The sequence below is a fragment of the Ruegeria sp. AL2 genome, assembly GCF_056540845.1.
The window spans coordinates 1-24,522 of record NZ_JBQFXM010000030.1 but is presented as its reverse complement, the minus strand read 5'-3'; the positions used below and the strand labels follow the sequence as shown (position 1 = coordinate 24,522).

The 24,522-nt window shown below is 57.8% G+C and carries 28 protein-coding genes; 13 read left to right on the top strand and 15 right to left on the bottom strand.

Annotation, left to right across the window (positions count from 1 at the left end; all coding sequences use genetic code 11):
* Both ACR0ID_RS18995 and ACR0ID_RS18990 read right to left on the bottom strand, forming a co-directional pair.
* On the bottom strand, nucleotides 1-974 hold a 974-nt coding region (locus ACR0ID_RS18995; RefSeq protein WP_480607906.1), incomplete at its 3' end, for an IS1182 family transposase.
* Nucleotides 975-1,067: 93 nt separating this feature from the next.
* Nucleotides 1,068-1,391, bottom strand: coding sequence for a hypothetical protein (locus ACR0ID_RS18990; RefSeq protein ID WP_480519483.1), 324 nt, complete (start codon nucleotides 1,389-1,391; stop codon nucleotides 1,068-1,070).
* Between the two features lie 231 nt (nucleotides 1,392-1,622).
* Between ACR0ID_RS18990 and recO the strand changes: the two genes are divergently transcribed.
* A complete protein-coding gene (gene recO / locus ACR0ID_RS18985; RefSeq protein WP_480473864.1) occupies nucleotides 1,623-2,348 on the top strand; it encodes a DNA repair protein RecO in 726 nt (241 codons plus the stop codon).
* Here the strand turns inward: recO and ACR0ID_RS18980 are convergent.
* The 3 genes from ACR0ID_RS18980 to ACR0ID_RS18970 form a co-directional block, all read right to left on the bottom strand.
* Nucleotides 2,332-2,724 (bottom strand): META domain-containing protein, encoded by a 393-nt coding sequence (locus ACR0ID_RS18980; protein WP_480507408.1) that lies wholly within the window; start codon nucleotides 2,722-2,724, stop codon nucleotides 2,332-2,334. The two genes, recO and ACR0ID_RS18980, sit on opposite strands and share 17 nt — an antisense overlap.
* Before the next feature lie 40 nt (nucleotides 2,725-2,764).
* The gene (locus tag ACR0ID_RS18975) at nucleotides 2,765-3,319 is read right to left on the bottom strand and encodes a hypothetical protein (protein ID WP_480519487.1); all 555 of its coding nucleotides are present in this window, start codon (nucleotides 3,317-3,319) and stop codon (nucleotides 2,765-2,767) included.
* 252 nt (nucleotides 3,320-3,571) lie between these two features.
* Nucleotides 3,572-5,263, bottom strand: a complete 1,692-nt coding sequence (locus tag ACR0ID_RS18970; protein WP_480607903.1) for an acyl-CoA dehydrogenase family protein — start codon at nucleotides 5,261-5,263, stop codon at nucleotides 3,572-3,574.
* A 144-nt stretch (nucleotides 5,264-5,407) separates the two neighbouring features.
* Here ACR0ID_RS18970 and ACR0ID_RS18965 point away from each other — a divergent pair, with 144 nt between their 5' ends.
* Nucleotides 5,408-6,172, top strand: a complete 765-nt coding sequence (locus tag ACR0ID_RS18965) for a sulfite exporter TauE/SafE family protein (RefSeq protein ID WP_480607900.1) — start codon at nucleotides 5,408-5,410, stop codon at nucleotides 6,170-6,172.
* A gap of 4 nt (nucleotides 6,173-6,176) precedes the next feature.
* Here ACR0ID_RS18965 and ACR0ID_RS18960 read toward each other — a convergent pair whose 3' ends face one another.
* From ACR0ID_RS18960 to ACR0ID_RS18950, 3 genes are all read right to left on the bottom strand, one after another.
* Nucleotides 6,177-6,722, bottom strand: a complete 546-nt coding sequence (locus ACR0ID_RS18960; RefSeq protein ID WP_480607897.1) for a hypothetical protein — start codon at nucleotides 6,720-6,722, stop codon at nucleotides 6,177-6,179.
* 33 nt (nucleotides 6,723-6,755) lie between these two features.
* Complete coding sequence (locus ACR0ID_RS18955; protein WP_480473858.1) at nucleotides 6,756-7,142, bottom strand: hypothetical protein; 387 nt, start codon at nucleotides 7,140-7,142, stop codon at nucleotides 6,756-6,758.
* Between the two features lie 283 nt (nucleotides 7,143-7,425).
* A complete protein-coding gene (locus ACR0ID_RS18950; protein ID WP_480607894.1) occupies nucleotides 7,426-9,024 on the bottom strand; it encodes a phosphoenolpyruvate carboxykinase in 1,599 nt (532 codons plus the stop codon).
* 345 nt (nucleotides 9,025-9,369) lie between these two features.
* On the opposite strand from ACR0ID_RS18950, the gene ACR0ID_RS18945 reads away from it, so the two are divergent.
* From ACR0ID_RS18945 to ACR0ID_RS18915, 7 genes are read left to right on the top strand one after another with little or no spacing between them, the layout of a single operon-like run.
* Complete coding sequence (locus ACR0ID_RS18945; protein WP_209506312.1) at nucleotides 9,370-10,074, top strand: response regulator transcription factor; 705 nt, start codon at nucleotides 9,370-9,372, stop codon at nucleotides 10,072-10,074.
* Between the two features lie 31 nt (nucleotides 10,075-10,105).
* Complete coding sequence (locus ACR0ID_RS18940) at nucleotides 10,106-11,824, top strand: ATP-binding protein (protein ID WP_480473856.1); 1,719 nt, start codon at nucleotides 10,106-10,108, stop codon at nucleotides 11,822-11,824.
* 3 nt (nucleotides 11,825-11,827) lie between these two features.
* Nucleotides 11,828-12,298 carry an HPr kinase/phosphorylase gene (locus ACR0ID_RS18935; protein ID WP_480607892.1) on the top strand — a complete coding sequence of 157 codons (471 nt, stop codon included), beginning with the start codon at nucleotides 11,828-11,830 and terminating at the stop codon, nucleotides 12,296-12,298.
* Nucleotides 12,295-13,176, top strand: a complete 882-nt coding sequence (gene rapZ, locus ACR0ID_RS18930) for an RNase adapter RapZ (RefSeq protein WP_480473854.1) — start codon at nucleotides 12,295-12,297, stop codon at nucleotides 13,174-13,176. Before ACR0ID_RS18935 ends, rapZ begins: the two co-directional genes overlap by 4 nt.
* Nucleotides 13,173-13,565: a PTS sugar transporter subunit IIA gene (locus tag ACR0ID_RS18925; RefSeq protein WP_480607889.1), complete on the top strand. Its 393-nt coding sequence runs from the start codon at nucleotides 13,173-13,175 to the stop codon at nucleotides 13,563-13,565. The genes rapZ and ACR0ID_RS18925 overlap by 4 nt, the downstream gene beginning before the upstream one ends.
* A 16-nt stretch (nucleotides 13,566-13,581) precedes the next feature.
* Nucleotides 13,582-13,851, top strand: a complete 270-nt coding sequence (locus ACR0ID_RS18920; protein ID WP_209506323.1) for an HPr family phosphocarrier protein — start codon at nucleotides 13,582-13,584, stop codon at nucleotides 13,849-13,851.
* Between the two features lie 40 nt (nucleotides 13,852-13,891).
* The gene (locus ACR0ID_RS18915) at nucleotides 13,892-14,791 is read left to right on the top strand and encodes a lysophospholipid acyltransferase family protein (RefSeq protein ID WP_480473853.1); all 900 of its coding nucleotides are present in this window, start codon (nucleotides 13,892-13,894) and stop codon (nucleotides 14,789-14,791) included.
* Nucleotides 14,792-14,838: 47 nt separating this feature from the next.
* Here ACR0ID_RS18915 and ACR0ID_RS18910 read toward each other — a convergent pair whose 3' ends face one another.
* Nucleotides 14,839-15,714: a 3-hydroxybutyryl-CoA dehydrogenase gene (locus ACR0ID_RS18910; protein ID WP_480607886.1), complete on the bottom strand. Its 876-nt coding sequence runs from the start codon at nucleotides 15,712-15,714 to the stop codon at nucleotides 14,839-14,841.
* A 164-nt stretch (nucleotides 15,715-15,878) separates the two neighbouring features.
* Between ACR0ID_RS18910 and ACR0ID_RS18905 the strand changes: the two genes are divergently transcribed.
* Nucleotides 15,879-16,682 carry a DUF6473 family protein gene (locus ACR0ID_RS18905; RefSeq protein WP_480607883.1) on the top strand — a complete coding sequence of 268 codons (804 nt, stop codon included), beginning with the start codon at nucleotides 15,879-15,881 and terminating at the stop codon, nucleotides 16,680-16,682.
* A 54-nt stretch (nucleotides 16,683-16,736) separates the two neighbouring features.
* Here ACR0ID_RS18905 and ACR0ID_RS18900 read toward each other — a convergent pair whose 3' ends face one another.
* The 6 genes from ACR0ID_RS18900 to ACR0ID_RS18875 all read right to left on the bottom strand — a co-directional run bounded on the left by ACR0ID_RS18900 (nucleotide 16,737) and on the right by ACR0ID_RS18875 (nucleotide 21,004).
* On the bottom strand, nucleotides 16,737-17,666 hold the full coding sequence (locus ACR0ID_RS18900) for an electron transfer flavoprotein subunit alpha/FixB family protein (protein ID WP_480607880.1): 930 nt from the start codon (nucleotides 17,664-17,666) through the stop codon (nucleotides 16,737-16,739).
* Nucleotides 17,666-18,424 carry an electron transfer flavoprotein subunit beta/FixA family protein gene (locus tag ACR0ID_RS18895; protein WP_209506332.1) on the bottom strand — a complete coding sequence of 253 codons (759 nt, stop codon included), beginning with the start codon at nucleotides 18,422-18,424 and terminating at the stop codon, nucleotides 17,666-17,668. Before ACR0ID_RS18895 ends, ACR0ID_RS18900 begins: the two co-directional genes overlap by 1 nt.
* A 200-nt stretch (nucleotides 18,425-18,624) precedes the next feature.
* Nucleotides 18,625-19,197, bottom strand: coding sequence for a cob(I)yrinic acid a,c-diamide adenosyltransferase (locus tag ACR0ID_RS18890; protein WP_267364209.1), 573 nt, complete (start codon nucleotides 19,195-19,197; stop codon nucleotides 18,625-18,627).
* Nucleotides 19,197-19,400 carry a twin transmembrane helix small protein gene (locus tag ACR0ID_RS18885; protein WP_480494604.1) on the bottom strand — a complete coding sequence of 68 codons (204 nt, stop codon included), beginning with the start codon at nucleotides 19,398-19,400 and terminating at the stop codon, nucleotides 19,197-19,199. The genes ACR0ID_RS18890 and ACR0ID_RS18885 overlap by 1 nt, the downstream gene beginning before the upstream one ends.
* A 77-nt stretch (nucleotides 19,401-19,477) precedes the next feature.
* Nucleotides 19,478-20,305, bottom strand: a complete 828-nt coding sequence (locus ACR0ID_RS18880; protein WP_480494602.1) for an SDR family NAD(P)-dependent oxidoreductase — start codon at nucleotides 20,303-20,305, stop codon at nucleotides 19,478-19,480.
* 69 nt (nucleotides 20,306-20,374) lie between these two features.
* Entirely contained in the window at nucleotides 20,375-21,004 is a 630-nt protein-coding gene (locus ACR0ID_RS18875) for an SH3 domain-containing protein (RefSeq protein WP_480607877.1), read from the bottom strand.
* Between the two features lie 201 nt (nucleotides 21,005-21,205).
* On the opposite strand from ACR0ID_RS18875, the gene ACR0ID_RS18870 reads away from it, so the two are divergent.
* The 3 genes from ACR0ID_RS18870 to ACR0ID_RS18860 form a co-directional block, all read left to right on the top strand.
* On the top strand, nucleotides 21,206-23,554 hold the full coding sequence (locus ACR0ID_RS18870; RefSeq protein WP_480607874.1) for a DNA topoisomerase IV subunit A: 2,349 nt from the start codon (nucleotides 21,206-21,208) through the stop codon (nucleotides 23,552-23,554).
* Nucleotides 23,555-23,653: 99 nt separating this feature from the next.
* The gene (locus tag ACR0ID_RS18865; RefSeq protein WP_480473846.1) at nucleotides 23,654-24,247 is read left to right on the top strand and encodes a hypothetical protein; all 594 of its coding nucleotides are present in this window, start codon (nucleotides 23,654-23,656) and stop codon (nucleotides 24,245-24,247) included.
* 112 nt (nucleotides 24,248-24,359) lie between these two features.
* On the top strand, nucleotides 24,360-24,522 hold a 163-nt coding region (locus tag ACR0ID_RS18860; RefSeq protein WP_293573406.1), incomplete at its 3' end, for a GTP-binding protein.

The following is a 24,522-nucleotide window of genomic DNA, read 5'->3' as shown; positions in this document are numbered from 1 at the left end:
GGACAGACATATTGATCGTTTTCTGCGTCCCACTCAAAGTCGGCGCGGGTCCAGGTGCCATCGTTGCGGCCGGACTTATCGAAGACCGGGATATGTGGTGCGATCTTGCGGTCGACAAGCCAACCCAGGAGCGGCCCGGTGCCATAGGCGGTGTCCGCGATCAGCCGTTCGGGATGCAGATCGAACTTATCCTCTACCCGGTCCAGCATGGTTTTGGTTGATCCGACCTCGGCTTGTCGGATCGAACGGGTCGCCTCGACATCGACGATGACGCCATGGTCGGTGTCGATCAGATAATTGTCAGAATAGCTAAAGAATGCTGGCCCTTTACGCGCTGCCGTCCACTGGCTGGCAGGATCGGAATGGGATGTGAACTTGGGCTGGACTTCGCTGGCGGCACCGAATGCAGCTTCATCTAACGTATCGAGATACTCGCGAACGGCGCGAGGCGCATCTGCCGGGTCGATGTCGGAGACGCACCAATCTTCTTTGGGTGTCGAATTCTGCTTGTTGGCATCCGCCTCGATCAGGCTGGCATCAATTGCCAGGCGCTGGCCGCTGACCAAACCTTCCGCGATGCAACGCGCAACAGTCGTCTCGAACAGATGACGCAGCAGCTCACTCTCACGGAACCGACCATGTCGGTTCTTGGAAAACGTCGAATGATCAGGCACGCAGTCAGTCAGATCGAGGCGACAAAACCAACGATAGGCCAGGTTCAAATGCACCTCTTCACAAAGCCGCCGTTCAGATCGGATGCCGAAGCAATATCCCACCAGCAGCATCCGGATCAGCAGCTCAGGATCGACGGATGGCCGACCGGTGTGGCTGTAGAAATCTGCGAGATAGGCGCGGATGCCACCCAGATCGACAAAGCGATCAATCGAGCGCAGCAGGTGGTCTTGGGGAATATGATTCTCAAGAGAAAATTCGTAGAACAACGCCGCCTGCGCTTCCTGCTTCGGTCCCATCATGGCTGGTCCTCCCCCCCCCCACTAAAGGAATTGAATCAGCAGTTCAGCCCTCGATCAAGGAAGAGTTTTTCAACAAAATAAGCCCAAAGTTACCTATTGATTTTGGGAAGATTCCCAGTCTTCAGCGTATCTGGCCAGGACAGCATGCTTGTCCAATTCGTCGAGTGTAAGGGTTTCCGATAAGTGCATCGCAACGATAATCGCATGCGACATAACACAATGCTGAAAGGAGTATTTCTGTGAACCTGCCAGCCTTTGATTTTCATAGAGAAGTTCGCAAACAAAGAAAAAATCAGACGTAACAGCCGATAGTGCAACGAGCTTTTCCCTGAAGTTATCGCAACTGTTCAAAAAACTGGAATTCAGCAAAATTTGGAATACCGCTTTAGTTTCTGCGTAAACCGTTTCAATATCCATTGCTTCCAACCTTGCAGATACAGGTTCAAAAAACACATTTCACCAGGAAAGACGAGCAATCTTTTGTAAGTTGGTTTGACAGGAAGGTTTGTCCGCATAGATGCCTAGCCCCCTCCCGTCGGACCAGGCGATTCACGTATCTTTCCGCGTTTGATGCGCAAAACCATTGCAGAACGGAACCCTTCACGATTTTCTGGGAACACCACAACTTATCACGGACAGGACCCCGAATTGGACTGGCGCGATCACGGCATCCTACTGACCTCTCGCCGCCACGGCGAAACCTCGGCGATTATCGAGGTCTTTACCGAATCCCACGGGCGTCATGCCGGTGTGGTGCGGGGCGGGACCAGCCGCAAGATCGCACCCATCCTGCAACCCGGCGCGCAACTGGATGTGCTGTGGCGTGCGCGGCTGGAGGAACATATCGGCACCTTTCAGGTCGAACCCCTGCGCTCGCGCGCGGCGGCGGCGTTTTCCGGGCGGCTGGCCCTGTCCGGGCTGAACGCCGTCGTGTCGCTTTTGTCCTTCTGCCTGCCCGAGCGGGAAGCGCACCCGGCGCTCTATACCCGAACCGAGCGGTTGATGGACCTGTTGGGACAGGATGAGATCTGGCCGCTGGCCTACCTGCGATGGGAACTGGCGTTGCTGGACGAACTTGGCTTTGGCCTTGACCTGACCGCCTGCGCCGCGACCGGCACGACCGAGGGGCTGGTCTATGTGTCGCCCAAGACCGGGCGCGCCGTCAGTGCCAAAGGGGTCGGGGAATGGGCAGACAAGATGTTGCCGCTGCCGCCCTGTCTGCGGGGTGAAGGCACCGCGCCGGATGCCGAGATTGCCGAAGCTTTGCGCACAACCGGATATTTCCTGAACCACCGCGTCGCCCCCGCGCTGGGGCATAACCCACTGCCCGAGGCGCGCGCGCGGTTCGTGGATCAGGTCACTCGGCGGCTGTGAACACCATCTCGTGCCCGTCCTCATTGCGCAAGATCAGCACATCACCCGACACTTCGGATTGGGTCATGGCCAAAAGGGCGGCGAAATAGACCCCTTCGGCCTCAAGCCCGGCGCAGGCGGCCCGCGTTGCTCTCAGGTCCTGAATTTCGAACCACGGGTAGGGCGCGTTCAGCGTGCCGTCATAGCTGTTGCAGGGGGCATTTCCGGTTATCCTGCCCTCTTCTGGGAACCGCAGCAGGGCGCTGGCGGCAAAGGGCTGTCCGTCGATTTCCTGCAGCGCCCATGTCCGGTCTGCTGCGCCATAGGCGGCAACGGATTCATCCCTGTCGCATTGAAACAGGGCCATCAAAGGCAGGGTCAGGATCAGGCGTGTCATGGCAGGGTTCTAGCGTATCAGCCGTAACTGCGGAACCGGGTCAGTAGGGCAAAGACCCGTTCAGAAGCCGCTCGCGCACTTCCAGCCGGGGTGCCCAGTTGTATCGTGTATCCTCGCGCACTGGCGCCCAGAACAAGACACCGCTGTTGCGCCAGGGGTCCAGGATGATGCCATCATACATCGTGTCCCCCTTGGCGCTGATCGATGCCGAATGGTGGATGATGCGAAACGGGGTCGGCGGTGACGTGGCCCAGTGCAGATCCAGCGTCCGGAAATTCTCCTGCCGCAGGCGTTTGGTCATCGCTTCGGCCCAGTCATTGCACAGGCCCTTTTCGCGGAACCCGTTGATGATCTTGGCGTTGTGGATGATCGCCGGGTCGGTGACATTCCAGTCCTGCTTCAGCTGCTGCGAATAGGCATAGGCAATCGTGGCCGCTTGCTGTGCCTCGGCCGGATCGACCTCCGCCCCAAGCCCCCGGATCGATTGCGCCAGCGCGTCCACATCACTCCGGCTCACCGTCGGCAGCGAGGTGGTGCAAGCCGCCAGAGCAAGAGCCGCAAGAACAGCACACATAGCAAGGAAAGGTCGGGTCATGCGTTATCCCAAAAGTTAATTGCGACGTCTCGTGTTCGGCTGATGCTCTACCGGTGAAAGGGGTGGGATCAAAGGGGGAAGTTTTGAAACACGTGGGTCATTTGTGACCGTCACGCGGGCCACGAGGGGCGATGGTTTGCTTTGTACAAAACGTACTCTGCATGGTTCGGACCGCGTACAGATTGTACAAAACAGGAAAAAGACCCGGCGCAAGCGCCGGGCCAGTCGGGGAAACAGGACTGCCGGAATGGGTCACCCGAGCAGACGTCGTGCGATGACCTGTGCCTGAATTTCAGCAGCCCCTTCGAAAATGTTAAGGATACGCGCGTCACACAGAACGCGGCTGATCTTGTATTCCAGCGCAAAGCCGTTGCCGCCATGAATCTGCAACCCGTTGTCCGCCGCAGCCCAAGCCACACGCGCACCAAGCAGCTTGGCCATACCGGCCTCGAGGTCACAGCGTTGGCCGTGATCTTTTTCCCATGCGCTGAAATAGGTCAGCTGACGCGCGATCATGATTTCGACCGCCATCATCGCCAGCTTGCTGGACACGCGCGGGAAGTTGATCAGCGATTTTCCGAACTGCTTGCGGTCGATCGCATATTGCATGGCGATGTCCAGCGCACACTGTGCAACGCCGATGGCGCGGGCGGCGGTCTGGATGCGCGCACTTTCGAAGGTTTCCATCAACTGCTTGAAACCTTTACCTTCTTCTCCGCCCAGCAGGTTCTCACCCTTGACATGGAAGCCGTCAAAACCCAGCTCGTATTCCTTCATGCCGCGATAGCCCAGAACCTCGATCTCGCCACCGGTCATGCCGGGGGTGGGAAAGGGATTCTCGTCAGTGCCCGGTGTCTTTTCCGCCAGGAACATGGACAGGCCGCGGTGGTCGGTGCTGTCGGGGTTGGTCCGAGCCAGCAGGGTCATCACATGGGTCCGCGCGGCGTGGGTGATCCAGGTCTTGTTGCCGGTTATCTTGTAATCGCCATTCGCGTCCTTGACCGCGCGCGTACGCAGGCTGCCAAGGTCTGAACCGGTGTTGGGTTCCGTGAAAACGGCAGTCGGCAGGATCTCGGCGCTGGCAATCTTTGGCAGCCACTGTGCCTTTTGCGCGTCGGTGCCGCCTGCGATGATCAACTCGGCCGCAATCTCGGATCGGGTACCCAGCGAACCAACGCCGATATAGCCGCGCGACAGTTCCTCGGACACCACGCACATTGATGCTTTGGACAGACCGAACCCACCGAATTCCTCGGGGATGGTCAGGCCGAAAACACCCATTTCCGCCAGTTCTTCAATGATTTCCAGCGGAATCAGTTCATCCTTCAGGTGCCAGTCATGCGCGTTTGGTTCGACCTTTTCCTGCGCGTAGCGGCGGAACTGGTCCCGGATCATCTCAAGCTCTTCATCCAGACCAGACGCGCCGAACATCGTAGCTCCGGCCTGATCCTGCATCAGCGCAACCAGACGGCTACGTGCGGCCTGAGAATTGGCCCGTGCCATCAGGGTCTGCACTTCGGTTGACTGAAAGCCCGACAGCGCGTCCCAGCCAAGGCCCATATCCTGAAGACGCACCACCTCGCCCTGGTTCATCGGAATACCGCCCGCCACCTGGTGCAGATATTCGCCAAACGCGATCTGGTGCAGCAACTGCTCGATCTCACCAAATTTGCCATCGGCTTGCAGCGCTTCTGCCCAGCGCTGCATCTGTTGCAGCGACTGCGAATATGTCGCCAGCCAGGCCAGACCATGCGCAGCGGTCTGATTTGCTTCGATCATTGCGCCAGAGACCCGGCCTTCAGCGGTCACCATGCCACGCACGGATGCGCGGGCTTTTTCAAAAACGGCGTCCACAGCAGGCACGGCGGCTCGCGTCAAATCCAGAAGATCGGGCAATACTGCATCAGTTGTCATTTGGGTCATATCCTGTCCGTCATGGGCCATGAATCGCGTCCTTTCCTCGGTCGTCTGGTCATATCATGCTGCACGTGCAGCGCAACAAAAATACTAATTATGCCGTTAAAAAGTTCAAAAATTACCTGAACATTTTTGCAATGCAGAAGAAAATCCAGATGATATCTAGAGGGCATGGACCTGTTTTCCCTTCTGTCGCCGCGAGAGCTGTTACTTGCCATCGCCGTTGCCTTTGCCGCCGGGTGGGTCAAGGGCATGGTCGGATTTGCCATGCCCATGGTGTTTGTATCTGGCCTGAATTCGTTTCTGCCGCCGGATCTGACCTTGGCGGGGCTGATCCTGCCGACCCTTGTCACCAATGGCGTTCAGGCTTTTCGCGGGGGCGCCAGCGCCGCACTCAGCTCTATTCGCCGGTTTCGGGTGTTCCTGGTGGTTGGCGGTATTTTCCTGGTGCTGAGCGCACAGCTGGTCAAGCTGGTGCCCGGCTCGGTCTTCCTGCTGCTGATCGGCGCGTTCGTGTCCTTCTTCGCCCTTGTGCAGGTTCTGGGCGTCAGGCTGGTGCTAAATCATCCATCAACCGGTGTTGAGGCCGTTGTTGGCGGTGTCGCCGGGTTCGTGGGTGGCATGTCGGGCATTTGGGGTCCCCCCACAGTTGCATATCTGACGGCCTTGAATACCCCGAAGAAAGAGCAGATCCGAATTCAGGGTGTCATCTATGGATTGGGGGCGGTCATGCTGCTGGCCGCGCATGTCTGGTCCGGTTTTCTGCGCGTGCAAACGGTTCCGTTTTCAGTAATCCTGATCGTTCCTGCCATGCTAGGGATGTGGGTCGGATTGAAACTGCAGGATCGCATCGATCAGGCCAGCTTTCGCAAGGCCACGCTGTTCGTTTTGCTGTTGGCGGGCTTGAACCTGCTGCGGCGTGGCCTGATGGGCTGAAGCTCTAGTCCGGTCGCCTGTCTGCAAACCGGAACGCGAAATACAGACCCAGCATCAGAAAGAACAGGCCCGAAATGTCGCCGATCAGGAACGCGATGTACTCAACCGTTGCACTGCCAAAGACCAGATTGGTCAGGCCAGAGACCAGAAAGGATGTGGCTATGCCCACGCCCATAACGCAAACCCAGCAGGGTTTGCGGTTCGGGTTGGGGAACAGGTCCCATCCGACAGCCTTCAGCAGATAGAAAACCGCAGGAACCGTCAGGACGGCGATAGCAATTGCCAGCAGGCGGGTGGGCAGGAAAACATCCGTTCCCGCCAGATAGGCAAAGACGATGAACACACCCGGCAGCATTGCAAATATTGCGCGCCACCCCAACAGCCAGGCCGACAGAACCCGTACGCCATGCGGCAAAAACAGCAGGCTCGCCCGGCTTGGGTATTCCGGAAAAAACACGTTCTGCATTGGCATCAGCACAGCGAAGGTCAGTATCGACGCCAGAACATAAGCCAGTGAAGCCGCAAGGGTGTCAGTCGCCCAGCCGCGCATCGCGATCACATCACCGTGCACGCACGGGGCGCGTCATCTGGGGGCATGAACGATGTACCGCCCGCGATTGGCGCTGCCACTTTGTGAAAGATAGCCTTTTTCGACCAGCGATTTCAGCGCGCGAAAAAACGTTGGGCGCGAAATGCTTTGGACCAGCGTATGCTCGATCAACCCGAACGTACGCACTTCCTGAGTGGATTTTGAAAGCTCTTCCGCGGCGTAATAGATGTCGCGCTCAACAGGAGATAGTTTTTCCAGCCCAAGCGTCCGCTCCATGCTTTGCATCAATTTGCGTAGTTCGGTGAGTTTCGAGATTTCCGTCATGGTGTTACCTGTAGTTTTCTGTGCCAACCGCCGCCTGTCCGCGACCATTTGAACCACACTGATCGCAATACCAACCAGCCAGTCCCATGTTGACACTCATCCCCGTTTGCTTAGACTAGAAGCCTGATTAGGTTGCTCAATCCAGCGTTGTGAGTGTGCGCATATGAGCTTCCACAAAGTCCTTTCAGTCAGTGCCCGGCGCGAATGTGCCGGGCTTTTTCGTCTCAACAGTAAATAGGCCTAGCGCAGATCGCACTTTGAAACAACGCACTTGTATGTGCATTTAATGACATACAACTATAAGATGAGTATTTAGCGGACGGCTAAAGAAGCTGCGGATTGGCAAAAAGAAAGGGGCTCAGCGGCCCCTTTTTTTCGTTTATCCGATTGCGACGGCTTTGATGTCGTCATCAATGAATGGCAGATACTGCTCGAAGTTTTCGGCAAACATCTGCACCAGTTTCTCGGCCTGCTTGTCGAATGCGGCCTGATCATCCCAGGTCCGACGTGGGTCAAGCAGAACTTCGGGGACGCCCGGAACAGAGACGGGAACGTCAAAGCCGAAATTGGCGTCCTTGCGGAACTCGGCGTCGCGCAGCGAACCATCCAGCGCTGCGGTCAGCAGGGCACGGGTGGCCTTGATCGGCATCCGGCTGCCGATACCATAGGCGCCACCGGTCCAGCCTGTGTTGACCAGCCAACAGGTCGCGCCGTGTTGGGCGATCTTGTCGCGCAGCAGGTTTCCGTAAACTTCCGGGCGGCGCGGCATGAACGGCGCACCAAAGCAGGTCGAGAAGGTGGGTTGCGGTTCGGTAACGCCACGCTCGGTCCCGGCCACCTTTGACGTGAAGCCCGACAGGAAGTGATACATTGCCTGCGCAGGCGTCAGCCGCGCGATCGGAGGCAGTACACCAAAGGCATCGCAGGTCAGCATAATGATGTTTTTCGGATGCCCACCCAGCGCGCTTTTGGATGCGTTCGAAATATATTCAAGCGGATAGGCGCAACGCATGTTCGCGGTCAGGGAGTCGTCGTCGAAATCCAGTTCCTTGGTCTCGGCGTCAAAGACCATGTTTTCGATCACGGTGCCGAATTTCGAGGTGGTCGCGTAAATCTCCGGCTCGGCTTCGGCGTTCAGGTTGATGGTCTTGGCATAGCAGCCGCCTTCGAAGTTGAAGGTGCCCCGATCCGACCAGCCGTGCTCGTCATCCCCGATCAGCGTGCGCGACGGATCGGCGGACAGGGTTGTCTTGCCAGTGCCGGACAGGCCAAAGAACACGGCGGTGTCGACCGCGTTGCCGACAGCATGGTTGGCCGAGCAGTGCATCGGCATCACACCCTTTTCGGGCAGCATGTAGTTCAGCAGGGTGAATACGGATTTCTTATTTTCACCTGCATATTCGGTGCCGCCGATCAGGATCAGCTTGCGGTCGAAGTTCAGCGCGATCACCGTTTCGCCGCGGCAGTTATGTTTGGCCGGGTCAGCCTTGAAGCTAGGGCAGTTGATGATGGTGAAGTCTGCGGTGAACTCGTCCAGATCCTCGCGGTCGGGACGGCGCAACAGGTGGCGGATGAACAGGTTGTGCCAGGCAAGCTCGGTCACCATGCGCACGTTGATTGCGTAGGTTGGATCGGCGCCCCCGACGAGGTCCTGCACGAAATAGTCACGGCCTTTCATATGCGCCAGCATGTCTTGGTAGAGGGCGTCAAATCCCTCCGGCGTCATCTCGGCATTGTTTTCCCACCAGATGGTGTCGGCCACGCTGCTGGTTTTGACGACATGCTTGTCCTTGGGCGAGCGACCGGTGAACTTGCCAGTGGTGACCAGAAAGGCACCGCCATTTCCAAGTGTACCTTCGCCGCGCTTCAACGCTTCTTCGATCAGCGCCGGTTCCATGAAGTTATAATAGACATTGCCCAGACCCTCGATGCCCTGATCCTCGAGGCGGAATTGCGGGTTAACCCGTCCAGATGTCATGTGTGTCTTCTCCTGTGGCGGCGCCGGGGCTTTGGGCCCTGAGGCGCCTTTGGGGCAGTGTACCGGGAAAACCGGCGGCTGAGCGCGTCTTATCATGGTCGTTCAGGACATGAACAGGCGGGTTTGACGCAGTTAGCGCAACCAAGCTCGGGTTTAGCGCCATCACAAATTCAATGACCGAGAACCGGGCATATTTTTGCGGGCATAAAGGCAAATTTGCCGCAGACCTGCCGCAACAAAGGCACGATTCGCAGTTACGGATTGATTCGGCGTCTTAAAACCGCCAACAATGCCTTACAAATAAGCGAATTATTGCGCGAGTGAGCAGGAATAGGGGTGAGCCCGATGTCAAAGATTGCACTTGTGGATGACGATAGAAACATTCTGACGTCTGTATCCATGACACTCGAAGCCGAAGGTTTCGAGGTTGAAACTTATAATGATGGCCAGGCCGCGTTGGATGCGTTCAACAAGAAGCTGCCGGACATGGCCGTGCTCGATATAAAGATGCCGCGTATGGATGGCATGGATCTGCTACAGCGGCTGCGTCAGAAAACGCAGATGCCGGTGATCTTTCTGACCTCGAAAGATGATGAAATCGACGAGGTTCTGGGTCTGCGCATGGGCGCGGATGACTATGTAAAAAAGCCCTTCTCGCAACGGTTGCTGGTTGAGCGCATCCGCGCGCTGCTGCGCCGGCAAGAAGCAACAAGCGGCGACGCGATCACTGCCAATAGCAATGACACAAAGGTTATGGAACGCGGCGACTTGCGGATGGACCCGCTGCGCCATGCAGTCAGCTGGAAAGGGAATGATGTATCCCTGACCGTGACCGAATTCCTGCTTCTTCAGGCACTTGCCCAGCGTCCGGGTTTCGTCAAAAGCCGCGACCAGCTGATGGATGTGGCCTATGATGATCAGGTTTATGTGGATGACCGGACGATCGACAGCCACATCAAGCGTCTGCGCAAGAAGATGCGCGCGGCTGATCCCGAGTTTTCGGCGATCGAAACCCTTTATGGTATCGGTTACCGGTACAACGAAGAATAGGCGCCACGCCAGCAAGGGGTAATGGGCTCTCGTGCGCGACACCGAAGCAGCAAGCGAACTACGTGACGGTGACGTCGTACTCGGGGATGACTGGGTCATTCCCGACGATTCCGAGTCAGCGGAACTGAGGGAAAAACGTTCTCAGAGAAACCTGTTTTCTCTGCGAGGCTCGCCTTTGGCGCGCAAGATCATCACCTTTAACCTGATCGCGCTGGTGATCCTGGTTACGGGGCTGCTGTATCTGGACGATTCGCGGAAAGAGACGGTTCAGCAAACAGCGCGCAATCTGCTTGGCGATGCGCAGCTGGTCAGCAACGTCTTTGAAACCCAGCTGCGACAGGGTGCGCAACACACCGCACAGGATGCTGGGAACCTCGACGTAAGAGATACGCTGTCTGGGTTGACACTTCCCGAAGGCGGCGAAGTCTTTGTCTATGACGCCAGTGGCACCCTGATTGGCTGGACACGCGGCGCCCCGCAAGTGTCGGCCATGCCGGTTCTTCTGCAAACCAATTCCGAGCTGCAAACCGGCAGCACAGTAATCAGCGACACGCTGAACGCGGTGTGGATCGGTGTGTCGAACCTTCTCAACTGGTCGACCGAGGTCGAGGCACCGACGCTGGCACAACGGGTGCAGGGAATAATCCCGCAGGCGCTGGCAGGCCAAAGTCAGGTGCAGGCTGTTCAGGACGCCGCAGGTGAGACCGTGATCGTGGCCGCTGCGCCGATCCTCTACGAAGATACCCCGGCCGGAGCGGTCGCCATCACCGGCCCAGCAGGCGAGATTGACGCATTGGCCCGTCGCGAGCAGGAACGCATCCTGCAAATGTTCGTGGTGGCTTTGCTGGTTTCGGTGGGTCTGAGCCTTGTGCTGGCTTCGACCATCGCCAACCCGCTGGCAGATCTGGCCGCAGCGGCGGAAATGGGTAAGGACCGGGGCACAGGGGTCAATCCGGGGCGCATTCGCATCCCTGATCTTAGCGCCCGTCCGGATGAAATCGGCCGCCTTAGCCGCGCTTTGCGGGGCATGGTAACGGCTCTGTATAATCGGATTGACGCAAACGAACAGTTCGCAGCTGATGTCGCCCACGAAATCAAGAACCCCCTGGCCAGCTTGCAATCCGCTGTCGGTACATTTCGCATGGTCAAGCGCGAAGATCAGCGCGACAAGCTGCTGGCTGTGATCGAGCATGACGTTCGGCGTCTGGACCGGCTGGTCAGCGACATCTCGAACGCATCGCGTCTTGACGCGGAACTGGTCAAGGAAGAAGAGCAACCCTTTGATCTGCTCAAACTGATTGGCAATTTAGGTCAATATCTGGGTGAGGATGCGCGATCGAAGGGGATCGACTATATCACCGATCTGCCATCCGATCCGATTGTCATCAACGGGCTTGAGGCCCGGCTGGCGCAGGTTTTCGTCAATCTGATCACCAATGCCATTTCCTTCTGTGAAGAAAATGACGCGATCAGGGTCTGGGTGCGTCAGCGCGACAACCGTGTTCTTGTCGTGGTCGAAGACACCGGGCCGGGTATACCGGAACAGGCCTTGACCAAAGTGTTCAAGCGATTCTATTCGCAACGCCCACCCGAGCATTTCGGCAACAATTCGGGGCTCGGTTTGGCCATCTCGAAACAGATTGTCGAAGCCCATGGCGGCGTAATCTGGGCTGAGAATATCCGCCCGACAGAGGCTGATATCACGTCAGACCCGCTGGGCGCGCGTTTTGTGGTGGGGTTGCCCGTATAAACCATGCAAGCAAGTTCTCTGTCAGACGCCAAAGACCGGGACAGCGCTTGTGTTCATGCCTCATGTATAACAGTGGCCGGGCGCGGGCTGTTGATTGTCGGTGCCTCGGGCGCGGGAAAATCGGCATTGGCATTGCAGATGATGACCTATGGGGCAGGGCTGGTTGCGGATGATCGGGTCGAACTGTCAAGGCGGGGCCATCAGGTCATTGCCGCCGCCGTGCCGCAGATACAGGGTTTGATCGAGGCCCGTCACATTGGTTTGATCAAAGCGGATGCATTCGGACCGGTCCCCTTGGACTATGTTATGGACCTGGATCAAAACGAGCCGCAGAGGTTGCCTGCCGAGGCGACAATCGTGCTGCTGGGGCAAACTGTTCCCTTGCTTCGCGGGGCAGGCGTGCCCAACTTGGCCGCAGCGTTGATGCAGCTTCTGAAATATGGGCGTGTACACCCGGAATGGCCGAACAAATGACAGAGCAACGGCGGATCGTGTTGGTTACAGGCCCATCAGGGGCCGGAAGATCCACAGCCATTCATGTCCTGGAAGACCTGGGCTTTGAGGCTATCGACAACTTGCCGATGGGCCTGTTGCTGCGCCTGCTGGACAGTGCGGACAGCGACCGCCCAATGGCGCTGGGCATTGACGCCCGCAATCGCGATTTCTCGACAATCGGGTTTATCGAACTGGCCGAAAGCCTGGGTCGCATGGCGCGGGTGGATTTGACCGTTCTGTATCTGGATTGCAGCGACGACGTGTTGGTGCGCCGGTTTTCGGAAACCCGCAGGCGGCACCCCGTTGCCAAGAATGCCAGCCCTGAGACCGGCGTTCAGCGTGAAAAAGAGCTGCTGGCCCCCATACGCGAGATTGCAGATACCCTGATCGATACAAGCCATCTGAACGTGCATCAGCTGCGGGAAGAAGTTGAAAACTGGTTTGCGCCCCAAGGGGGGCGACATCTGGCAGTTTCAATCGAGTCGTTTTCGTACAAGCGGGGCCTTCCGCGCGGGCTGGACATGGTCTTTGATTGCCGGTTTCTGGCAAACCCGTATTGGCGCCCCGAGTTGCGGGCGGCGGACGGGCGGCACTCGGACGTTGCGCGCTTTGTTCAATCGGATATGAATTACGCACCCTTTCTTGAACGTGTTATGGATTTGCTTACTTTGTTGCTGCCGGCCTTTCGGGCCGAAGGAAAAGCACATCTGTCGGTGGCTTTTGGATGCACGGGTGGGCAACACAGATCCGTCGCAATGGCAGAAGCTGTTGCAAAGGCCCTTGCAGAGGACGGGCAGCAGGTGGCAATTAGACATCGCGAGATGGAACGTCGGTCGTTGAGTGTGAGGTCGGATTGATCGGAATAGTGATCGTTGCGCATGGCGGTTTGGCCCAGGAATACCTGGCCGCCACACAGCATGTGGTCGGACCGCAGCCCGGCCTTGTGGCCATTGCGATCGAACCCGACCACGATAGGGATGAAAAACAGGCGGATATCTGTCGTGCGGCTGACGAAGTGGATATGGGCGACGGTGTTGTCGTTGTAACCGACCTGTTCGGTGGCAGCCCTTCAAATCTCAGCCTGCGGGCCTGTGCGCCTCAGGATCGGCGGATATTGTATGGGGCAAACCTGCCAATGCTCATTAAATTGGCCAAAAGCCGCCACTTACCCGTTGGTGATGCTGTCCGCCAGGCAATGGAAGCTGGACGGAAATACATCAATGCGCAAAATGTGACTTTGGACTAAAACCGGATTGATGAATATGACCACCCGAAGCCTGAAAATTATCAATGAAAAAGGTCTGCATGCCCGCGCCTCGGCAAAACTGGTCGAGGTTGTCGAAGGTTTCGACGCGCATGCCGAGGTGTCGAAGGACGGAATTTCTGCGTCAGGTGACAGTATTATGGGCCTTTTGATGTTGGCAGCCTCTCGCGGAACAACTATTGACGTCGAGACCTCCGGGCCGGATGCTGAAGCATTGGCAGAAGCTCTGGAAGCGCTTGTGAACGACAAGTTCGGAGAGGGGTTCTAAGCTGCCCTTGCCGGGACAGGAAGAACAGGAAGACCAGGAATTGGCGGAAACGACGCACGAGACCAAGACAAGCCCGGTGGTGGATGGGACCGCAGATCAGGGCGAGATCTACGACCGTAGAACTCTGACCTATGCAAACTCGTTCGATGACGCCTGGACTTCAACGGCCATTCGCGCCATCGAATGGTGCACGGGCAAGCTGACCATTCTGCGGATGGTCAACAAATTCGAGAAAAAGAACGAATTTTATCGTGGGCAGCGGTTCTGGGGTGGCGCGCTTGAGGTGATGGGGATCGACCTGACCACGCCGCTAGAGCAGATCGCCCGTATTCCAAAAACCGGCCCTGTGGTTGTCGTTGCCAACCACCCCCACGGAATGGTGGATGGTATGATTCTGGCCGAGTTGATCGGGCGGGTCCGCAGTGATTATCGCATTCTGACCCGCTCGGTCCTGACGGGTCTGGATGAGGCCGCGACATCTTTCATGATCCCGGTTCCATTTCCGCATGACCCCGAGGCGCAGGCCAAGATGCTGGAAATGCGTGGCAAGGCGATGGACCATCTGAAGGACGGCGGCGTCGTGGCGCTGTTCCCGTCCGGTGTCGTCATGTCATCGGATGACTGGTTTGGCCCCGCAGTCGAGCGCGAGTGGAATGTGTTCACCGCAAAAATGATCCGCCGTTCAGGCGCGCGCGTGGTGCCTATTTTCTTTCCCGGCAGCAACTCGCGATGGTACCAGATCGCCAACAAACTGTCGCCGATCCTGCGGCAAGGCTTGCTGCTGCATGAAATCGTCCGCTCGTGCAAAAAACCGCAATCGCCAGTCATCGGCGATCCGATCTCGGATCAGGACATGGAACAGTTGGAGCGTGACCCGCGTGGTTTCATGACCTGGCTCAGAAACCATACAATGTCGCTGGGCAAGTCAGGCCAATCCTGATCCGTGTCTTCATCTGACCGACACCGTGCTTGGCAAGGGCGGTTTTGTTAACGTGTCGGAACCGGCACCTCGCCGCGATAATCATAGAAACCGCGCTGCGTCTTGCGCCCCAGCCATCCGGCCTCGACGTATTTCGTCAAAAGTGGGCAGGGGCGATACTTGGTATCAGCCAGACCATCATGCAAGACGTTCATGATGGCCAGACAGGTGTCCAGCCCGATGAAATCCGCCAATTCCAAAGGCCCCATAGGGTGATTCGCGCCCAGCTTCATCGATTGGTCGATGGACTGGACGCTTCCGACACCTTCATACAGCGTATAAACGGCTTCGTTGATCATCGGCATCAGAATGCGGTTGACAATGAAAGCCGGGAAATCTTCGGCGCTGGCAGCCGTTTTGCCCAACCGGTCCACCACCGCTTTGCAGGCTTTGAAGGTTTCCTCATCCGTTGCGATACCGCGGATCAGTTCCACCAATTGCATGATCGGAACCGGGTTCATGAAGTGAAAACCCATGAAACGTTCGGGTCGGTCGGTACGGCTGGCCAGACGCGTGATGGAAATGGACGACGTATTCGACGTCAGGATCGTATGCGGCAGAAGATGAGGTTGCAGATCTTCGAAAATGGCCTGTTTGACCGTTTCCCGCTCGGTCGCAGCTTCGATCACCAGATCGGTCTGTCCCAGCTGCGGCAATTCAAGGGTGGTTGTAATACGCTTCAGGGCCGCCTGCATCGCATCGTCAGTGATCTTGCCGCGTGATGCCTGACGCGCCATGTTGCCTTCGATCGTGGCCATTGCGCTGTTCAACGCATCCTGACTGACATCATTCAGCAAGACATCGTATCCCGCCAAAGCCAGAACATGAGCAATGCCGTTGCCCATCTGACCCGCGCCAATCACCCCGACCGATTTAACTTCCATGTTCAGCTGCCTTTGCCCTGGAGGATACCGGGACAGTATCGGCAGACCGGGGCAGGCGGCAAGGGGATCGAACCGGTCAATTTTGCTTCAAATGCGCGCATTAGGAGATTCTCAATACCTAAGGCCGCAAATTGGCATTTGGGTGAAAATGTGGGGGGCTTGGTATGAGCTTTCATCGGGTCAGCGACAGCACAGAGGCCGCGTGCCAATATGCAGGATCAAACCTTTGGTTTCGGGCACCGCCCGGAAATCTTGAGACGCCCTATGTGGCCTGTCTGGGTGGAGAAGAGACGTTTGGCCGGTTCGTGGAATATCCATACCCGGCATTGCTTGCAAAAAGATTGCCGCAGCCTTGTATCAATTTTGGCAGTCTTTTTTGCGGGGCTGAGGCACTGCTTGCTGATCCGGGGGTCTTAAATCTTGTCAACGGATCGGACCTTTGTGTGCTGCAAGTGCTGGACGTGCCTTACCAGTCGAACAGGTTTTATCGCGTTCATCCGCGTCGGAATGATCGGTTTCTTGAACCCTCGTGCGACCTGCTGGACCTTTATCCCGAGGTCGATTTCACGGAAATCCACTTTGTCAGGCATTTGCTGGAACGGTTGCGTGTCATAAAGGACGCGCGCTTTGAGGTTGTGGCACAGGAGTTGCGAGAGACTTGGTTGCGCAACACATCCGAGCTGATACGCCGGATAAAGCCGGGGGTTGTTCTTCTCTGGCTGCATATACAGCGACAGGAAGACCGGCATCGCGACCTTGTCCTGCCCGACGCTGACATGATCGAACAGGTTCGACCGCTATGTGCCGATGTCGTGGAATGCTCGGTCAGTGTGTCCTCCTTGTCAGACGAGATCGAGGACGTGTTGTTCGGGACGCTGCAACAGCCTGTGGCCGAGCATATGCTCGGCCCCTCTGCGCATAGAGTGATTGCCTTGAAGCTTGAGGCGGCTTTGAGGGGATTGAATTGAAAAAGGCCCGCTTGGTGGCGGGCCTTTGGTGATTGTGGGGCTAAGATACCGGGATCAGCCGAGCTTTTCGGTCAGTTCCGGGACCGCCTGGAACAGGTCGGCCACCAGTCCGAAGTCGGCGACCTGGAAGATCGGTGCTTCTTCGTCCTTGTTGATCGCAACGATGACCTTTGAATCCTTCATGCCCGCAAGGTGCTGGATCGCGCCCGAGATGCCGACCGCGACATACAGATCAGGCGCAACAACCTTGCCGGTCTGACCCACCTGCCAGTCGTTCGGGGCATAGCCCGAGTCCACAGCGGCGCGCGATGCGCCAACCGCTGCACCCAGCTTGTCAGCCAGAGCTTCGATCAGCTTGAAGTCGTCTTGCGAGCCGACACCACGGCCGCCCGAGACAACAACGCCTGCCGAGGTCAGTTCCGGACGGTCGCTTGCAGCCACCTTGTCTTCGACCCACGACGACAGACCGGGATTGTCGCCGACCGAGATGGTCTCGACCGCAGCCGAGCCGCCGGTCCCCGCCGCATCGAAGGACGCGGTGCGGATGGTGACGACCTTCTTGGCGTCGTTCGACTTCACGGTCTGGATCGCATTGCCCGCATAGATCGGGCGCTCAAACGTCGAGCCGTCAACCACGCCCGAGGCATCCGAGATCACCATCACGTCCAGCAGGGCTGCGACGCGCGGCATCACGTTCTTGGCGTCGGTGGTCGCGGGGGCCACGATATGCTCGTACCCATCGGCCAGACCCACGATCAGCGCGGCGGTCGATTCCGCCAGGCGATGACCCAGCGACGCGTCTTCGGCCACCAGCACCTTGGACACGCCGTCGATCTTGGCGGCAGCCTCGCCGGCAGCGGCGGCCGAGCCACCTGCGGCCAGAACGGTCACGTCACCCAGCACCTTAGCGGCGTTGACGGCCTTGCCGGTGGCGTCCAGCGCCAGTTCGCCATTGTTGACTTCGGCAAGCAGAAGTACAGCCATTACACAGCCCCCACTTCTTTGAGTTTCGAAACCAGCTCATCCACCGAGCCAACGATGATACCTGCGGCCCGTGCCGGCGGTTCTTCGGTCTTGACGATTTCCAGGCGCGGCGTGACGTCGACGCCGTAATCGGCGGCGGTTTTCTCGTCCAGCGGCTTTTTCTTCGCCTTCATGATGTTGGGCAGCGACGCATAACGCGGCTCGTTCAGGCGCAGGTCAACGGTCACGATGGTCGGCATCTTGACGCTGATGGTCTGCAACCCGCCATCCACCTCGCGGGTGATCTTGGCGCTGTCGCCTTCGATATCCAGTTCCGAGGCAAAGGTGCCCTGCGACCAGCCCAACAGGGCCGACAGCATCTGGCCGGTGGCGTTCATGTCGTTGTCGATCGCCTGCTTGCCCGCCAGAACGATGCCGGGCTGCTCTTCCTCGACCACTTTGGCCAGGATCTTGGCAACCGCCAGCGGCTCGATATCGGTGTGCACATCATCCGTCGCAACAACCAGAATCGCGCGATCAGCCCCCATGGCCAGCGCGGTCCGCAGCGTCTCCTGCGCCTGCTTCACACCAATCGAAACGGCAACAACTTCGTCTGCCTTGCCAGCCTCTTTCAGGCGAATGGCCTCTTCAACCGCAATCTCGTCGAACGGGTTCATCGACATTTTGACATTGGCGAGATCAACACCGCTACCGTCCGCTTTCACGCGGACCTTCACATTGTAGTCAATCACGCGTTTGACAGGTACCAGTACCTTCATTGTAGCGCTTTCTCCTCAAAAAAACGGCAAGCCGCGAAGGCGACTCCACCAATGCTCTCGTCGGACTTGATAACGTCTGCTGCACCCGCAAAACAGAGCAAAATCGTCACGTCGTCGCGTCGGGACGTCGCGTTTTGCAGTTTTTTACCTTGAGGCACGCAAGATTGTTGCCCGCATTGTGCCTATTTTCTGGGAAATATTCAGCGGTTCGCGCCAGGAACCCACAGCACGTCATCCTTGCCATCGTTGTTTGCGCAACGGGCCGCGACGAAAAACCAGTCACTTAGCCGGTTGAGGTATTTGACGGCCACATCGTTAACCGGTTCCATATTTGTCAACTCGACCGCCAACCGCTCGGCGCGACGCGATACGGTGCGGCACACGTGCAAATGCGCGGCCAGCCGCGACCCCCCCGGCAGGATAAAGCTGCGCAGCGGTTCCAGTGTTTCGTTCATGATGTCAATTTCGGCTTCCAGCCGGTCGATCTGAGCGGATACGATTCGCAGCGGTGGATAGTCCGCTTCGGCATCCTTCTCCATTTCAGGGCGGCAGAAATCTGCGCCAAGATCAAACAGGTCGTTCTGAATCCGCGACAGGGCGGCATCGACTTCGCCTTCAGCCTCGGTGCGGGCCACGCCAACAAAAGAATTCAACTCGTCCACTGTTCCGTAGGCGGCAACGCGTCCCGAATACTTTGCCACACGCTCGCCATTTCCCAGTGCGGTTTTGCCATCGTCGCCGGTGCGTGTGTAGATTTTGTTCAGTACAACCATTACTGTACTCCTTGCCCGCGTAGATAGACGTAAATCACGATTAAAATAACGGCGATGAACTGAAAGAGGATGCGCAGGCGCATCATCTTGTTGCTTTTCTTAGCTGCTTCCATGCCGCCTTTGCCGAAATTCGCGATGCCCAGGGCTAACACAACGACAACCGCCGCCATGGCCAGAAGCAGAATGACCATTAAAGGGTCCATTTAAAGTCACCGTCCGGTTTTCTCGATTATCACCCATCTAGCGTCAAGGCACCGAAAAGCGAACGGGAAATAACGTCTCAGATATCCGAAAGGATGCGGTCCGTGGCTTTTGTTGGCAGAATCCGGCGCAGAACCCCTGCGACATATGTCGGGGTGGTTACATAGTAGCGTGGTTTGGGGCGGCGCGCCTCGACCGCATGGGCCAGCTTGTCGGTGACGGCGGAGGCGGGCAGTTCGAACCGGTCCGGTGCACTGTTTTCGTATAACCGCTTCAGCAGCGAACCTTCGTATTTTTCCCGCAGGGCCGAGCTCTCCCAGTCGATGTACTTTTCGAACACCGGGATTGCCTTTTCCCTGAGCTTCGAGGTGATCGGGCCGGGCTCGATCAAAACGACCTGAATGCCGGTATCCCGCAGCTCCAGCCGCAAGGTGTCGGTCAGTCCTTCGATGGCGTATTTGGTGGCGACATATGCGCCGCGCCAGGGGAAGGCGACAAGGCCCAGTACCGAGGAACATTGCACGATCCGGCCGTGGCCCTGCTCGCGCATGACGGGAATAACCTGTCGGGTCAGCTCGTGCCATCCAAAGACATTTGTTTCAAAGATATGGCGCAGAGCGTCTGTCGGGACGTCTTCAACCGCACCAGGCAGTCCATGCGCGCCGTTGTTGAACAGCGCGTCCAGCGTACCGCCCGTTGCTTCAAGTACGTATGACAATCCCGAGGAAATGGTGTCTTGGTCAGTATAGTCGATTCTTGGGCTTTCAAACCCTTGCGCGCGCAGGCGATCACAGTCGCGCTGCTGTCGGCAGGATGCAAACACACGCCAGCCTCGTGCACGCATTCCGTGTGCTGCGTCCAGCCCAATGCCCGACGAGCATCCCGTAATAAGAATCGATTTCTGCATGTGCCTTCCGAAGTTGAACCCCGCCAAAAGCTAGGGTGGGGTTTGCGGCAGGGCAATGACGTCCGGGCGTCAGTTTGATGTTTTCCGGACAAGTGATGCTGAAATCCACCCAACCTGTTGCGCGGGCAACACGCGCAGGCGCAGCCAGCCGGTGCCGGAGTCACTCAGGACCTCGACCCGTTGGCCAAGCGCGGCCTTGCCGATGATGGGATAGATCGTGCCGGGGCCATCGCGCAGATTAACCCGGGTGCCCGAAATTTCGCGGATGTCGGTCTGGGCCTCGGCAGGCGTGGGCAGTTTGACGACGGGCAACTCAGCGTCGGTGACCACCTGCTCCAGTGCGGTCACACCCTGTTCCAGTGACGCCAGGGTCAGTGTCACGCTTTCGTCTTTAAACAGCGAGGGATTGGCTTTCAGGCCAGCCGCGACCTGCGAGAGGAGGGCCTTTGTTTCGGTCTCGCCCAACTGGGTTACCGCCTCGGCAACAGGTGGATCCGCCGGAGCGGGTTTGACGGCGGCCCGGGTGACCAAATCTTCGACAGGTGCAGGTTCAACGACCGGGGCAACCGGTTCGGCCACGACAACCACGCGTTCCGGTTTGGCAGGGCGTACGCCGCGCGGTTCAAAATCGGGGCCGCCGCTCATCACATAAAAGGTCCAGCCGAGCGCGGCAAAGGTAACAAGTATCAGGCGCGTCATGGCGCATCCCCCAAAGCAATCGTAACATCAACAAATGGCAGCAAATCAATTGATGAGATCTTAGCATATTTTGGGTGACGAGTCGAAAAATGGGGGAAAACAACACGGTGTCTCCCCCTGTTGCAAAAAGCACGACTTTTCCCCAGCAATTTATGTGCTGCTCGCTTTACCAGGGCGCACTTGCGTCGTATCACATCATATATGAACGATACGATCGATGACCCCAACATGGAGGCCCCTGCAGGTGGGGGCGAGGTGGCGGAACCGCTGCGCCGCGCGATTGGTGAGCGGTATCTGACCTATGCGCTGTCCACCATCATGCACCGGGCGCTGCCCGATGCGCGGGACGGGTTGAAGCCGGTTCACCGCCGAATCCTCTATGCGATGAGAGAGTTGCGACTCAGTGCAACCGGAGGTTTCCGGAAGTCTGCCAAGATTTCCGGCGACGTGATGGGCAACTATCACCCGCATGGCGATGCTGCAATTTACGATGCGATGGCGCGCCTGGCGCAGGATTTCAACGTCCGCTATCCGCTGGTCGACGGGCAGGGCAATTTCGGCAATATCGACGGCGATAACCCGGCGGCCTCGCGATACACCGAGGCGCGGATGACCATCGTGGCCGAGGCGCTGCTGGAAGGGTTGAACGAAGACGCCGTTGATTTCCGCGACAATTACGACGGCACCCTGACCGAACCGGTCGTGCTGCCTGCACAGTTCCCGAACCTGCTGGCCAATGGCGCAAGTGGTATCGCGGTGGGGATGGCGACGAATATCCCGCCGCACAACATCTCGGAACTCTGCGATGCCTGTCTCCATCTGATCAAGACACCGGAGGCGCGCGACGACACGTTGCTGAACTACGTGCCCGGCCCAGATTTCCCGACCGGAGGCGTGATTGTCGAGCCGCCCGAGAATATCGCGCAAGCCTATCGCACCGGGCGCGGTTCGTTCCGTTTGCGCTGCAAGTACGAGGTCGAGGACTTGGGGCGCGGACAGTGGCAGATCACCGTCACCGAGATTCCTTATCAGGTTCAAAAGTCCAAGCTGATCGAGAAGATCGCCGAGCTGATCCAGACCAAGAAAATCCCGATCCTTGCCGATGTGCGCGACGAATCCGCCGATGACATCCGTCTGATCCTCGAGCCGCGCTCCAAGAATGTGGACCCTGAGGTGCTGATGGGCATGCTTTATCGCAACTCGGACCTTGAGGTGCGGTTCAGCCTGAACATGAACGTGCTGATCGACGGGGTGACGCCCAAGGTCTGCTCGATGAAGGAAGTGCTGCGCGCGTTTCTAGATCACCGACAAGAGGTGCTGCTGCGCCGCTCGCGCCACCGCATGGCCAAGATCGACCACCGGCTGGAAGTGTTGGAGGGCTTTATCGTTGCCTTCCTGAACCTCGACCGTGTGATAGACATCATCCGCTACGATGAAGACCCCAAAGCCGCGCTGATGCGCGAGGATTGGGGGATCGACCACATCCGCGCCACCAGCGAGGCCGACTATGTCTCACCCAAACCGGGCGAGGGCGAGTTGTCCGAGGTTCAGGTTGACGCGATCCTCAACATGCGCCTGCGCAGCCTGCGCCGTCTGGAAGAGATGGAGCTGGTTCGAGAACGCGATGAGTTGATGCTGGAACGTGCCAACCTCGAAGACCTGTTGGCCGACGAAGGCCTGCAATGGGCCAAGATTTCCGAGCAGTTGAAAGAGACAAAAAAGACCTTCGGCAAAGATTACGAAGGCGGCGCGCGCCGCACGCGGTTCGCCGAAGCGGGTGAGGTCGAAGAAGTGCCGCTTGAGGCGATGATCGACCGCGAACCGATCACGGTCGTCTGCTCTCAGATGGGTTGGATTCGCGCCATGACCGGTCATATCGACCTGACCCGTGAATTGAAGTTCAAGGATGGCGATGGGCCGCGCTTTATCTTCCATGCGGAAACGACCGATCGGTTGCTGGTCTTCGCTTCGAACGGGCGGTTCTATACAGTCAGCGCGGCCAACCTGCCCGGCGGGCGGGGCATGGGCGAACCCCTGCGCCTCATGGTCGATTTGCCGAACGAGGCACGGATCATCGATATCCTGATCCACAAACCGGGGCGCAAGCTGCTGGTGGCCTCGGATGCGGGCAACGGGTTCATGGTGCCCGAAGATGACGTGCTGGCCCAGACGCGAAACGGCAAGCAGGTGCTGAACGTCAAGGACGACGAAACAGCAGTGATCTGCAAACCGGTCGAGGGCGACCACGTTGCAATCGTGTCCCAGAACGGCAAGTTCCTTGTCTTCCCGACAGAAGAATTGCCCGAAATGACTCGCGGCAAGGGCGTGCGCCTGCAAAAATACAATATGGCACGCGGGCGGCAGGGGACGCTTGAGCTGGACGGCGGTCTGTCTGACATCACCACCTTCAACTGGGAGGAGGGCCTGAAATGGTCCATGGGAGGCGACAAGACCCGGCATGAGGCAGATATGTCCCAATGGCTGTCCAAGCGCGCCAGCGTAGGGAAAAAAGCGCCTTACGGCTTCCCGCGGGACTATAAGTTTTCGTGATCCGACCCCGGTTGCGGTAGAAATCCACCGATACGGCTTGGCACAACCCGCATCGGTGCGCTACACCCAATAAAAACAGGCCTATCGAGACAGAGAGACATGTTGCGCATTCTGACCCTAATCACCGGATTGGCCCTGATGGCCGCTTGCACGCAGACGCAGGTTTATGAGCCGCCTGAATCGCTGGGTGAATTCAAGCTGCGGGTCAACTACGCGTTCGCTGACAAGGCCGTGCAAGGGCCAGTATCCCGCGATGCAACACCCGACGAATGGACGAAGGCCATCCAGAATGCAGTCGATATTCGTCTGGGCCGTTATGAAGGTACGCAGGAATATGACATCGGAATCAGCCTGGAAGGCTACATGCTGGCGCCCCCGGGAATCCCGATCATCTACAATCCCAAAAGCACTGCGATTGTGCTGGTCAACGTTTATGACGTGAAGAAAGAAAAGTTTCTGGCAAAGGGAAAGCAGTTCCAGGTGCTGGAAGACACGACCGGAGGCAGTGCGCTGAAAGGGTCGGGGCACGAGCGTACCAAAAACGAACAGATGGCCGGTCTGTCACTGAAAGTAGCCGACCGGGTCGAAGAGTGGCTGGCTGAAGAACATGAAGAGAATGGCTGGTTCGAAAAACGGCCAGACCTGATCCAGCCCCTCGATTCCACCGAGGTTACGCAAAATCCGGCGGGATAACCGCATTTCCCTCAGGATGTGCTTGATTTTCCCCTTTGAACCAAATATCTCGCGCGCGCAGATAGTAACCCGGGACCAAGGGTCCCCCAAATCGCAAAAGGGCGCCTGAGGAATGGCAAAGGAAAAGTTTGAGCGTACAAAACCGCACGTCAACATCGGCACGATTGGGCATGTTGACCATGGTAAGACGACGCTGACCGCAGCGATCACCAAGTATTTTGGTGACTTCAAGGCGTATGACCAGATTGACGGCGCGCCGGAAGAGAAAGCCCGCG